The organism is Streptomyces sp. NPDC059582 (assembly GCF_042735715.1).
Lineage (GTDB): Bacteria > Actinomycetota > Actinomycetes > Streptomycetales > Streptomycetaceae > Streptomyces.
On the sequence record NZ_JBHWCC010000011.1, the window covers coordinates 119,090 to 131,404 of the forward strand.

The 12,315-nt window shown below is 72.1% G+C and carries 13 protein-coding genes; all 13 read left to right on the plus strand.

What is annotated here, in order from left to right; translation table 11 throughout:
• The first annotated feature begins 8 nt into the window (after positions 1-8).
• The 13 genes from ACFV0T_RS13040 (at position 9) to ACFV0T_RS13100 (ending at position 12,299) form a co-directional block, all read left to right on the plus strand.
• The gene (locus ACFV0T_RS13040) at positions 9-857 is read left to right on the plus strand and encodes a hypothetical protein (protein ID WP_385777637.1); all 849 of its coding nucleotides are present in this window, start codon (positions 9-11) and stop codon (positions 855-857) included.
• Complete coding sequence (locus ACFV0T_RS13045) at positions 854-2,161, plus strand: CpaF family protein (RefSeq protein WP_385777640.1); 1,308 nt, start codon at positions 854-856, stop codon at positions 2,159-2,161. Before ACFV0T_RS13040 ends, ACFV0T_RS13045 begins: the two co-directional genes overlap by 4 nt.
• Before the next feature lie 41 nt (positions 2,162-2,202).
• A complete protein-coding gene (locus ACFV0T_RS13050; protein WP_385777788.1) occupies positions 2,203-3,201 on the plus strand; it encodes a type II secretion system F family protein in 999 nt (332 codons plus the stop codon).
• Entirely contained in the window at positions 3,198-4,118 is a 921-nt protein-coding gene (locus ACFV0T_RS13055) for a type II secretion system F family protein (RefSeq protein ID WP_385777643.1), read from the plus strand. Before ACFV0T_RS13050 ends, ACFV0T_RS13055 begins: the two co-directional genes overlap by 4 nt.
• Positions 4,119-4,205: 87 nt before the next feature.
• Complete coding sequence (locus ACFV0T_RS13060) at positions 4,206-4,457, plus strand: hypothetical protein (RefSeq protein ID WP_385777646.1); 252 nt, start codon at positions 4,206-4,208, stop codon at positions 4,455-4,457.
• Positions 4,458-4,533: 76 nt separating this feature from the next.
• Positions 4,534-4,953, plus strand: coding sequence for a TadE family protein (locus ACFV0T_RS13065; RefSeq protein WP_385777648.1), 420 nt, complete (start codon positions 4,534-4,536; stop codon positions 4,951-4,953).
• Complete coding sequence (locus ACFV0T_RS13070) at positions 4,954-5,397, plus strand: TadE/TadG family type IV pilus assembly protein (RefSeq protein ID WP_385777650.1); 444 nt, start codon at positions 4,954-4,956, stop codon at positions 5,395-5,397.
• Positions 5,394-5,864, plus strand: coding sequence for a TadE/TadG family type IV pilus assembly protein (locus ACFV0T_RS13075; protein WP_385777653.1), 471 nt, complete (start codon positions 5,394-5,396; stop codon positions 5,862-5,864). The genes ACFV0T_RS13070 and ACFV0T_RS13075 overlap by 4 nt, the downstream gene beginning before the upstream one ends.
• A 139-nt stretch (positions 5,865-6,003) precedes the next feature.
• Positions 6,004-6,453 carry a hypothetical protein gene (locus ACFV0T_RS13080; protein WP_385777656.1) on the plus strand — a complete coding sequence of 150 codons (450 nt, stop codon included), beginning with the start codon at positions 6,004-6,006 and terminating at the stop codon, positions 6,451-6,453.
• Positions 6,454-6,605: 152 nt separating this feature from the next.
• A complete protein-coding gene (locus ACFV0T_RS13085) occupies positions 6,606-9,536 on the plus strand; it encodes a BTAD domain-containing putative transcriptional regulator (protein ID WP_385777659.1) in 2,931 nt (976 codons plus the stop codon).
• Complete coding sequence (locus ACFV0T_RS13090) at positions 9,533-10,270, plus strand: prepilin peptidase (protein WP_385777662.1); 738 nt, start codon at positions 9,533-9,535, stop codon at positions 10,268-10,270. Before ACFV0T_RS13085 ends, ACFV0T_RS13090 begins: the two co-directional genes overlap by 4 nt.
• Positions 10,271-10,342: 72 nt before the next feature.
• A complete protein-coding gene (gene mqnC, locus ACFV0T_RS13095; protein ID WP_385777666.1) occupies positions 10,343-11,557 on the plus strand; it encodes a cyclic dehypoxanthinyl futalosine synthase in 1,215 nt (404 codons plus the stop codon).
• A gap of 7 nt (positions 11,558-11,564) precedes the next feature.
• The gene (locus tag ACFV0T_RS13100) at positions 11,565-12,299 is read left to right on the plus strand and encodes a hypothetical protein (protein ID WP_385777669.1); all 735 of its coding nucleotides are present in this window, start codon (positions 11,565-11,567) and stop codon (positions 12,297-12,299) included.
• Positions 12,300-12,315 lie beyond the last annotated feature (16 nt).

Consider the following 12,315-nt stretch of genomic DNA (forward strand, 5'->3'; position numbering starts at 1 on the left):
CCAGACCCATGGCTCTCATCGCTCTGGCCGCCGACAAGGGTTCCCCCGGCGTCACCACCGCGGCCGTCGCCCTCGCGGCGGTCTGGCCGCGACGCTCCCTGCTGGTCGAGGCCGACCCGGCGGGCGGCGACCTCGTGTACCGCAGCGCCGCCGCGCACGGCGGGCAGCTCAACCCGAACATCGGCATGCTGTCGATCGCGGCGACCGCCCGCCGCGGTCTGGTCCCGGACCAACTCTGGGACCACGTCCAGCCGTTGAGCGGCGGCCTCGAAGTCGTCGTGGGGCTCGGGATCGCCGAGCAGGCCGCCGGTCTCACCGGAGTGTGGCCGACCCTCGGGCAGGCCTTCGCCTCGCTCGCCGACTCCCCGAACGCGCCCGCCGACGTCATCGCCGACTGCGGTCGCGTCAGCGGAGACACCCCGGCCGTGGAGCTGTTCCCGCAGGCCGCGCTGGTGCTGCTGATCTCCCGTACCGAGCCCGAGGCCATCGCCCGGGTCCGCGACCGCGCCGCCGCCCTCTCGGCGAAGCTGCACGGTGGCCCGCGCGGCGCCGCGAGCCTGGGCAACCCGGTGATCGGTGTCGTCCTCGTCGCCGACCCGGCCGACGCGGGCAAGCTGGTCAACCAGGTCAACGACATGCTCGTACACGCCCAGACCGGCGCCCGGGTGGTCGGCACCATCGCCGACGACCCGTCCGGAGCCGAGCAGCTGGCCGGGCGCAAGCGCGGCCGGCTCGACAAGTCGCTGCTGATCCGCTCGGCCCGCAAGGTGGCCGCGGACCTCTACCAGCAGTACGGCGCCGCCTGGACCGTACCGCAGCAGGGGCCGGTCACCGGTCATGCGGGAGCCGGCCGATGACCGCTGTCGACCACCAGCTGGTCAAGCGGTTCCGGCAGGACGCCGGCGACCGTATCGCCGAGCAGCGCCGACTCGACCAGACTTCCGGCGTCACGCCGATGTCCAACGAGGACGAACGGCAGTACGCCCGCGCGGTCATAGCCCAGATCCTCGAGGACCACGCCCGCACCGAGATCAACGCGGGCCGCACGCCGCTGGACGCCGAGACCGAGGAGCAGTACGCGGCCGCCGTGCACGCCGCGCTGTTCGGCGTCGGACGGCTCCAGCCGCTGCTCGACAACCCCGACGTCGAGAACATCGACATCAACGGCTGCGACCAGGTCTTCGTCGGGTACGCGGACGGCCGCGAGGTCAAGGGCGATCCCGTCGCCGAGACCGACGAGGAGCTCATCGAGCTCATCCAGGTGCTCGGCGCGTACTCGGGTCTGTCGTCCCGTCCCTTCGACTCCGCGAACCCGCAGCTCGACCTGCGGCTGCCGGACGGTTCGCGACTGTCGGCCGTCATGGACGTGGCCCGGCGCCCGGCGCTCTCCATCCGTCGGGCCCGCATGGGCAAGGTGTTCATCTCCGACCTCGTCGGCAACGGCACCATCGCCCCGGAGCTCGGGCACTTCCTCGCCTGTGCCGTGCGGGCCCGCAAGAACATCATGATCGCGGGGGCCACGAACGCCGGCAAGACGACGCTGCTGCGGGCCCTCGCGAACGAGATCCCGCCCCAGGAGCGGCTCATCACCGTCGAGCGCGCGCTGGAGCTGGGCCTCGACACGTTCCCCGAACTCCACCCCAACGTCGTGGCGTTCGAGGAGCGGCTGCCCAACTCCGAGGGGCAGGGCTCCATCGCCATGGCCGAGCTCGTACGCCGGTCGCTGCGTATGAACCCTTCCCGCGTCATCGTCGGCGAGGTGCTCGGCGACGAGATCGTGACGATGCTCAACGCGATGTCGCAGGGCAACGACGGCTCGCTGTCCACGATCCACGCCAACAGTTCCCACGAGGTCTTCAACCGCATCTCGACGTACGCACTCCAGGCGTCGGAGCGGCTGCCCATCGAGGCCAGCCAGATGCTGATCGCGGGCGCGGTGAACTTCGTCGTCTTCATCCAGCGGCGCAACAACTACCAGAGCGGCGGCCGCCTCCAGCGCGTGGTGACCTCCGTGCGCGAGGTCAACGGCGTCGACGGACGTGTGCTGTCCAGCGAGGTCTTCGCCGAGGCGCCCGACGGCCGGGTCCTGGCGCACGCCCCCATAGCCTGCCTGGAGGAACTGATCGCCTACGGCTACCAGCCCCACGGAAGCTGGGGGTGAGCGCGATGACGACGTACTCGGCTCTCGGCTCGCTCGGCTCCATGGGTGGACTGTTCTCCACCACCGTCCTGTTCTCGATCGGCGCCGGTGTCGCTGTCGGAGGCGGACTCGCGCTGCTCGCTGTCGCGATCCGCGGACTGCCCGCCAAGCCCGAACACGAGAAGCAGAGGGCCAGCGAGCGTGCCGGCGAACTGATCCGGTTCGCCGGTCAGCGCGGCTCGCTCGCCGCTCTCGTCGGCCTCGTCGTGCTGCTGCTCACCCGCTGGGCGGTGGCCGGTATCGCGGCCGGCGTGCTCGTCTTCTTCTGGGACCGTCTCTTCGGCGGCGCCGGTGAGGAGCGGGCCGCCATGCGCCGCGTGGAGGCCCTCGCCTCCTGGACGGAGTCGCTGCGTGACACCATCGCGGGCGCGGTCGGCCTGGAGCAGGCCATCCCGGCGTCGGCACGAGCCGCGGCCCCGGTCCTGCGGCCCCACCTGGACTCCCTGGTCGACCGGCTGCGCTCGCGCACCCCGCTGCCCGACGCGCTGCAGATCCTCGCCGACGAGATCGACGACGCGTCCGCCGACATCATCGTCGCGGCGCTGATCCTCAACGCACGGCTGCGCGGCCCGGGTCTGCGCCAGGTGCTCGGCGCGCTGGCCAAGTCGGCGCGCGAGGAGGTCGACATGCGTCAGCGCGTGATGGCCCAGCGTGCCTCGACGCGGCGCTCGGTGCAGATCGTCGTTGCGGTCTCGGTCGCCTTCGTGCTGGGTCTGTCCGTCTTCAACCGTGACTTCGTGGAGCCGTACGGCACCGCGGTCGGCCAGCTGGTCCTGGCCGTGGTCTGCGGCCTGTTCGCGCTCGGCTTCTGGTGGCTGCGCAAGCTGTCGACCATCGAGACGCCCGAACGCTTCCTGGTGCGCGACGAGTCGGCGGTGCAGTTCGTACGGCCGCGGATGCCCGCCCAGCCGGGTCAGGCCCAGCCGGGTCAGCCCCTGCCGGGTCAGGTTCCGCCGGGCCAGGCCCAGCCGTTCCGTCCGGAGGAGGGTGTACGCCGGTGAACCTGACGATGCCGATCACGGTCGGCGCGGTGTTGGGCCTGGGCATCTACGCCCTCGTACGGGCGCTCATGCCGTCCAGGCGGAGTGCCGTCGCGCAGGTCGCGCGGATCGACGCGATGCGGGCGCGCGGGTCGGCGTACGAGTCGGCCCGCCAGACCCAGGACACCGGACGTCTCGGCTCGCTGCGGGCCGAGGTCGGTGCCCGAGTCTCCGACTTCTACCTCCAGCAGGGCTGGGAGCAGCGCTCGCTGCGCGCGGACCTCGCCGTGCTGGACCGCAGCTGGGAGAAGTTCCTGGCGACGAAGGTCCTGCTGGCGACAGCGGGACTGTTCTTCGGACCCTTCCTGTTCGCGATCGTCTGGCAGCTGGGCTTCAGTTCCAGCCCGGTCATCCCGGTCTGGCTGGCGCTGCTGTGCGGGGCGCTGTTCTTCTTCCTGCCCGACCTGGAGGTGCGGCGGGACGCGGCCGAGAAGCGGCGCGACCTGCGGCGGGTGATCGGCGCGTACCTCGACCTGGTGTCGATGAGCCTGGCCGGCGGCCGGGGTCTGCCCGAGGCGCTGATGGCGGCCGCGGAGGTCTCCGACGGCTGGGCGACGCACCGTATCCGCAACGCGCTCGCCGACGCCCGCATCACCGGCATCAGCCAGTGGCAGGCGCTCGGGCAACTGGGCGAGGAGCTGGGTGTGGAGGAGCTCAAGGACCTCTCCGCCTCCCTCGCCCTGGTCGCCGACGACGGCGCGAAGGTGCGCGAGTCGCTCGCCTCCCGCGCCGAGACCATGCGGCACCGCGAACTGGCCGAGATCGAGGGCAGCGCGGGCGAGAAGTCGCAGTCGATGCTCGTGGCCCAGCTGCTGCTGTGCGCCGGCTTCCTGGTGTTCCTGATCTTTCCCGCGGCGATGCGGGTGTTCCAGGTGTGACGCAGAGCCGAGACCGTTTCCAGAACTGCCGCGAATAGCCTCAACCGGCTGGATCAGCTGCGAATCGCTTCGAGAGGACAACTCATCATGAACGGACGGAACATCAGCACCGGGATCCCAGCCGTGGACTTCCTGGTCACCTTCTTCCAGGCCCGCGTGGAGCGCGCTCGCTCCGGCGAACTGGACCGCGGTGCCTCCGCGGTCGAGTGGGTCATCATCTCCGCCGTCGTCGTGGCGATCGTCGGCGTGGTGGCCGCGATCATCAACGCCGCGCTCAGCGACGGCGCCAACAAGGTCGGTGACTGCATCAAGGGTGCGAACGCGAGCGGCACCTGCTGAGCGAACGAACAACGGGGTCGACGGGGATACGGGGTTGCTCGTGGGCGTAGGCAGATGGATACGCCGCAGGGTGGACATGGCGCGTGACGCGACGTCCACCCGCGGCGACTCCGGCATGACGGCGATCGAGTTCGTGCTGCTCACTCCCGTCCTCTTCTTCATGATCTTCGCGACGGTCCAGTTCGCGCTGTACTTCTTCGCCGATCACGTGGCCCAGGCGGCCGCCCAGGCCGGTGCCCGCAAGGCCCGCGCCACGGCCGACCAGCAGCCGGGTGCCTGGCGGGGCGAGGCGGGTGACGTGGTCGACACGTACATCCGCCAGCTCGGTCCGCAGCTCGTGCTCTCGCCGAACGTGACGATGCTCCAGCCGGAGCAGAACACGGTGGGCGTGGAGATCACGGCCCGGGTGCCGGCGGTGTTCCCCGGGCTGGACCTGACGGTGCACGCGCAGTCGTCGGGGCCGGTGGAGCGGTTCGTGCGGGACGGGGTGAACTAGATGGACTCCTCGTGCAGCAGGCGTCTCGCGTCCCGGCGGGAGCGTCTCACGCGGGACGACCGCGGTCTGTCCACGGTCGAGGTCGTGATCCTCGCCCCGGTGATGATCCTGTTCATCCTCGTCCTGGTGGCCTTCGGCCAGCTGGTCGACGGCCGGGGCGCGCTCGACGGCGCGGCCCGGGACGCGGCCCGCGCGGGTTCGATCCAGAAGGACCACGGGACGGCGATCGCGGAGGCCCGCAAGGCGGCGGAGGCGGACCTGGCGGACGTCTGTTCCGGGCCGGTGTCCGTGACGCAGACCAGCGCGGGCTTCGAGCCCGACACCATCTTCACGGTCCAGGTGAGCTGCGAGGTGCGCGGCCTGGCGATGCTGGGCCTGGACGTACCGACGACGCTGACGGCGAGCTTCAGCTCACCGCTGGACCCCTTCCGGAGGACGGCGTGAGAGAACTCGTGCGCGCGGGGCGCACCTGGTGGGCGGCCCGGAGCCGGCGGCTGGACGACCGGGGCTCCGGCGCCGGCGCGGTCATCATCTTCGCGCTGGTCTTCCTCTCCCTCTCGGCCTTCGTCATCGACGGCGGCATGTCCATCTCCAAGCGGGAGCGGGCCGCGGACATCGCGGAACAGGCGGCCCGTTTCGCCGCCCAGGACATCGACCGCGAGGCCCTCTACGACAACGAGAACGGGCCGGCGCCGATCAACTACCAGAACTGCAACGACCGGGTGAAGACCTTCGCCCGCGAGATGGACATGACCGGCGCGGACATCGGCGCGAGCCACTGTGTGGCGGCCGACGCCCAACAGGTCCAGGTCGACATCCAGCTGACGTACTCGCCGGTCTTCACCGGCATGTTCTACGGCGGGGACGTGGTGGTGCACGGCCGGGCGGTGGCGGAGAACGAGGTCGGTTGACCCACGACCCGCCGGCGAAAGAGAACCGGCGAAGAAGAACCCGCGGATGACAACCGGCGGGTGCGATCCGGCGGAAGCCGGTGGAAGAGGCACAGCGAGCCGGCCGGCAGAAGAGATGACAGAGGGACGGAATCACCCCATGCGGTACGAAGAGAAGATCCCCAAGACCTGGCTGACCGTCACCACGGTCCTCTACGTCGTCGGCATCGGCTGGATGGCCGTGGGCACCGTGCCCGACGAGACAGGCCTGTGGCTCGGTCTGTCGGCGATGTTCCTCGTACTGATCTGGGCGCCGTTCAACGCGGTCCCGCTGTCGAAGTACGTCTACAACCGCATCCAGATCGACGGACAGACGCTGCGGGTCGGCCGGGAGCGGATCCCGCTGGCCGACCTCGACCCGTCGACCGTGCACGCGCCGTTCCCCGGACCCGTCAACGCACGTCTGGTGGGCGGCGGCTGGGCCGTTCCCATGGGCATGGACAGCGTGGTGATCAGCACCCGCCGCGGCGAGGCCCTGACCGTCCCCACCCGGGACGGGTCGGCGTTCCGCTCCGCGCTCGGATCGGCCCTCGGCGTCGGACAGCCGTGACGGCCGCCGCCTCCCTCACCCGCTGTCAGTGGGAGTTCATAAGATCTCCCTAGCGCTCTGTCTGTTCAGCCCACCCTGAACGCCCCACCCTGAACACTGCACCCCCGAACCACCTCACCCACCGCCTCTCCAAACGACCCAGGACACCCGCCATGGCGCGACGCAGCACTCCAAGCTCGACGGGAAGCCCGACCGGCCCGCGGAACCGTACTCCGCAGCCGGTGCGGCTGCGGCGGCGTACGTTCGGCGACTTCGTGAAGGCGTTCTTCGCCTTCGTCGCCCTGCTGGCGCTGGTCGTCGGCGTACCTGGGGCGTTGGCCGTGACGGTCGGGTGGCCGCTGCCCAGCGGGGCGCCGAGCCTCGACTGGTTGCAGCAGGAGATCACGGTCTCCACGTTCCTGCACATCCTGACGGTCATCGTCTGGCTCGCCTGGGCGCAGTTCACCGCGTGTGTGCTCGTCGAGGTCAAGGCGGCCATGTCGGGTGTGGGCGTGCCGGGGCGGGTGCCCGGGTCCGGGCCCAGCCAGCTGCTCGCCCGCCAGCTCGTCGCCGCGCTGCTGCTGGTCGGCGCCACGGCCGCGAGCCTCACGCCGGGGCTCTCGCAGCTCGGGCACAGCATCGAGGGCAACCAGAAGGGCACCGTGGCCGCCGCGCAGGCGACGCCCGGGCTGTTCGCGCAGCAGCAGGAGCAGGCCGCGTCCACCGCGGCCGCCCTCGCCGAGCAGGCGTCCCACGCCCAGGCCGACGCCGACAGCGGCACGGCCAAGGCCGGTGACACGAAGTACTACCGGATCCAGCCGCCCGAGGGGCGCCACCACGACTCCCTGTGGGAGATCGCCCAGCGGCACCTCGGTGACGGGCGCCGGTACAAGGAGATCTACCAGCTCAACAAGGACCGGGTGCAGCCGGACGGTTCGCGGCTGTCCGAGGCCAGTCTCATCCGGCCCGGCTGGATCATGGAGATGCCCGGGGACGCGCGGGGCGGCGACCTCGTCGAGATGCCCGACACCCCCGCCACGGTCTCGCCCGAGGTCCAGCAGCAGATCCACGACTACGCGAAGTCGGGGGACCACGCGCAGGGCGGCGGGCACCAGCAGGGAGCCGGCGCCTCCCAGGTGTCGCTGCCCGAGCAGCGGCCCGCCGGGGACGGCGGACAGCGCCACGAGCAGGCGCCCGCCCAGGCTTCGGACGGCTCCTCCTTCGGGCTGCCCGAAGCCCTGCTCGGAGCGCCGCTTTTGGCCGCCGGGCTGCTCGGCGCCCTCGGCCGCCGGCGCCGGCAGGCGCTGTGGCAGTCGGCGATGGGGACCCTCGGCGGCCGTCGGGGCATGGAGCCGCCGATCCCGACCGGCGACGCCCTGGACGTCCAGGACGCGCTGCTCGTCGGCGCCGACCCCGAGGGCGTACGGCTGCTCGACCGGTCGCTGCGCGGCCTGGCCGCCTCCCTCGCCGACGAGTCGCGCGCCCTGCCCACCGTGTACGCGGCCTGGCTGAGCAACGGCGACCTGCACCTCCAGCTCGCCCAGCCCGCGGGCAAGCCGCCCACGCCGTGGCAGCTCGGCCAGGACCAGACGTTCTGGGTGCTGGCCCGCAGCGACGCCGAGCGGTACGGCGACCTCGACACCGCCGCTCCCTACCCCGGCCTCGTCAGCCTCGGCACCATGGACGATTCGCGGCTGCTGCTCAACCTGGAGGCCGTGCCCGGCATCGTCTCGCTGAGCGGCCGCGAGGCCGACCGGGCCGCCGTGTTCGCGTCCGTCGCCGCCGAACTCGCCACCAACGGCTGGTCGGACCGGATGACCATCACGCTCGTCGGGTTCGGGCAGGACCTCACCCCGCTCGCGCCCAACCGGCTGCGCCACCTCGACGGCATCGAGGCGCTGATCGAGACGATGGAGGCCGAGACCCGGCAGCGGCGCGGCGCGCTCGGCGCCGCCGGACACGACTCCGTCCTCGTCGGACGCACCGGCCCCGCCCAGCACACCCGTTGGGCCCCGCACCTGGTGCTGCTCGCCGCCCAGCCGTCCGTCGAGGACGCCGTCAAACTCGCCGAACTCGCCTCCGACGCCAGCCGTCTCGGCATCGGCTACCTCGTCGGCGCCGAGAGCGGCCAACTGCCCGGCGCCGCCTGGGAGATGGAGATCACCGGCGAGGGCACGCTGCGTGCCCCGCTGCTCGGCCTGGAACTGGCGGCCCAGATGCTGCCGGTGGCCCAGCAGCGTGCCGTGGTCGAGCTGTTCGTGCAGGCCGACCCCGAGCAGGGCCCGGACGGGCCGACGACCAGCCCGCCGTTCCTCGTCGACATCAGCGAGCAGGGGCGGCCCGCGGTGTACGCGCGGCTCGTGGGCTCGTACGAGATCATCGGTCTGGACGCTCCCGACGGGGAGCGCAGCGCGCTGCTGCACGAGGCGCTGGCCCTGCTGCTCCTGCACCGCGAGGGCGTGCACCCGCGCGTGCTGTCCTCCGCGCTGTGGCCGCGCGGTGTCACCGACGACGTGCGTGACGCGCTGCTCGACCGGCTGCGCGACTGGCTGGGCACCGACCCGGACGGCTCACCCCGGCTCACCGCCGACGCGGCCGGACGGCTCACCCTCGCCGAGTCCGTCGTCTCCGACCTGGACGTGCTGCGTTCGCTCTACCACGAGGCCACCCAGGGCAAGGGCGTCGACAGCCGGGTCGTGCGTGGCCGGCTGCTCACCGACGCGCTGGTGCTGGTGCGCGGTCCGCTGCTCGCCGACCGGGCCGAGGGCCGCTACCGCTGGCTCACCCACGAGATCGTCGACGCCCAGCTGCCGCTGCTCGTGGCCGACATCGGGCTCGCGCTGTCCGAGTTCCACCTGGAGAAGAACCGCGCCGAGAAGGCCATCGAGGCGCTGAACGCGGCCGTGCGGACCGCCCCGGCCGACGAGCGGCTCTGGCACGAACTGCTGCGCGCCACCCACGCCACCGACGACACGGAGCGGCTGACGGCGCTGGCCGCCGACCTCATCGGTCGCAGCGGGGCGCGCGGCCTGCCGCCGCGCACCGAGGCGCTGCTCGACGAACTGCTGCCGACCTGGCGCGACGGCGTCGCCGCGGCGGGATGAGCACCCTCCTGGCGGTCGTCCTGGTCGCCGCCCTGTGGGGGGCGGCGACCGGCCTGCTGCTGCCCCGGCCCGCTCACCGCTTCTCCGTGCCGCCCGGGGAGGCGTGGCGCCAGGACTGCCCCGGCGGACATCCCGTCCGGGGGTGGGTCGCAGTGGCACGGTGCGCGCGGTGTCCGCGGGCCGAGTCCTGGTACGGCCCTGCCACCGCGCTGCTCTCCCTCTCCACCGCGCTGGCGTGCGCCGCCCTCGCCGCCGCCACCGGCACCCGGCCCGAGCTCGTCGTGTGGCTGCTGCTCGCGCCCGTCGGCGTGCTGCTGGCGGTCGTCGACTTCCGGGTGCAGCGGCTGCCCGACGCCCTGACCCTGCCGTTCGCGGCCGCCGCCCTCGCCCTGCTGGGCGTGGCCGCCCTCCTGCCGGAACACGCGGGCGACTGGCTCACCGCGCTGTACGGCGCGCTGGCCCTCGGCGGCGGCTACTTCGTGCTGTTCCTCATCAACCCCGGCGGCATGGGCTTCGGCGATGTGAAGCTGGCCCTCGGCACGGGCGCCGTCCTCGGCTGGTACGGCTGGCCGACGCTGATGCTCGGCACCTTCGCCGGATTCCTGTTCGGTGCCGTGTACGGCGGTGTCCTCGTCGTCGCCAGGGGCGCCGGACGCAAGACGTCCATCGCGTTCGGGCCGTTCCTGATCGCGGGGGCCTTCACGGGACTGCTGATCGGCGCGTACGCGGCCTGACGCAGGCGGGACGAAACGGCTGGCGTAGGCTGGTTCGGTCCGTCCACAAGCCTTGACGAAAGGGACGCTCCGGTGACCGAGAAGGCCGAGCTCACGTCTTTTGATGTCACAGCCGTGCTCGACCGCGCGGCGGCGGGCGGACGCATCACGCCGGAAGAGGCGCTCGTCCTCTACCGTGACGCCCCGCTGCACGCGCTGGGCGCCGCCGCCGACGCCGTACGCCGCCGCCGGTACGCCGGTACGGAGCACATCGCGACGTACATCATCGAGCGCAACATCAACTACACGAACGTGTGCGTCACGGCGTGCAGGTTCTGCGCCTTCTACGCGGCCCCCAAGGACACCGCCAAGGGCTGGACCCGCGACCTCGACGACATCCTGCGCCGCTGCGCCGAGACCGTCGAACTGGGCGGCACCCAGATCATGTTCCAGGGCGGCCACCACCCGGACTACGGCGTCGAGTACTACGAGAAGCACTTCGCCGCCATCAAGAAGGAGTTCCCGCAGCTCGTCATCCACAGCCTGGGGGCGAGCGAGGTCGAGCACATGGCCCGGATCTCGAAGGTGTCGGTCGAGGAGGCCATCACCCGGATCCACGAGGCCGGTCTCGACTCCTTCGCGGGCGCCGGCGCCGAGCTGCTGCCGGAGCGTCCGCGCAAGGCGATCGCCCCGCTGAAGGAGAGCGGCGAACGCTGGCTGGAGATCATGGAGACCGCGCACGAGCTGGGCGTCGAGTCCACCTCCACGATGCTCATGGGCACCGGCGAGACCAACGCCGAGCGCATCGAGCACCTGCGGATGATCCGTGACGTCCAGGACCGTACGGGCGGCTTCCGCGCCTTCATCCCGTACACCTACCAGCCCGAGAACAACCACCTGAAGGGCCGCACCCAGGCCACGCTCTTCGAGTACCTGCGGATGATCGCCATCGCGCGGCTGTTCATGGACAACATCGCCCACATCCAGGGCTCGTGGCTGACCACCGGCAAGGAGGTCGGCCAGCTGTCCCTGCACTACGGCGCCGACGACCTCGGCTCGATCATGCTGGAGGAGAACGTCGTCTCCTCCGCCGGCGCCAAGCACCGCTCCAACCGCCTGGAGATCATCGACCTGATCCGGAAGGCGGGACGGGTCCCGGCCCAGCGGACCACGACGTACGAGCACATCGTCGTGCACGACGACCCGGCGAACGACCCCGTCGACGAGCGCGTCATGTCGCACATCTCGTCCACGGCGATCGAAGGCGGCACGGCACATCCCGAGCTGAAGCTGCTCGCGCCCAACTGACCCGCGCGTGCTGACGATCCACGCCGCCGACCTGGTGGCCACGGGGGACGGGCGGCCCGCACGGCCGGGCGGCGCGGTACTCGTCGACGGCCCGCGACTCGCGGCCGTCGGTCACCACGAGGAACTGGCGGCCGGGCACCCGACGGCCCGCGTCCGCCGCTGGCCGGGGCTGCTCACACCCGGCCTGCTGAACCCGTACGGGCCCGAACTGCTGGAGCGGGCCTACCATCCCGACCCGCGCGAGGCCGACGGGCTGGGCGTCGAACCGCTCACCGGCGAGGCACTCGCCGCGCTCGCCATGACCGACGCCCGCTGGGGCGCGAGCGCGCGGCGCGGGGTGCAGCGGATGCTGGCGCACGGAACCGTCGCCGTGGCGGGCGAGTTGGGGCGGCGGCCCGCGGTGCTCGACGCGGTGCGCCGGGCGGGGATCACCACCGGGCCACGCCTCGCACCTCCCACCGGGCCCCCGTCCCTCGACCCGCTGGCCTCGGCGGAGAGCCTGACGGCGGTGTTCGTGGGACCGTTGCCGTCCGTCGGGGGTCCGGGGGATGCGGGCGAGGGACCGTCGGCCTCTGCCGGGCTGTGGCGGCCGGTGGAGGCGGCCCTGCGGCCGCTCCCGTCCGCGGGGGTCGCGACGTTCGCCGTGTTCGACGTCCCGGACGAGGCGGCGCTGCTGGAGCGCGGAGCCGCGACCTGTGTGGCGACGGTCGTCGCGGGACGTCTGGTGCACCGGCGCAGGTAGGGCCTCCCTGAGGACT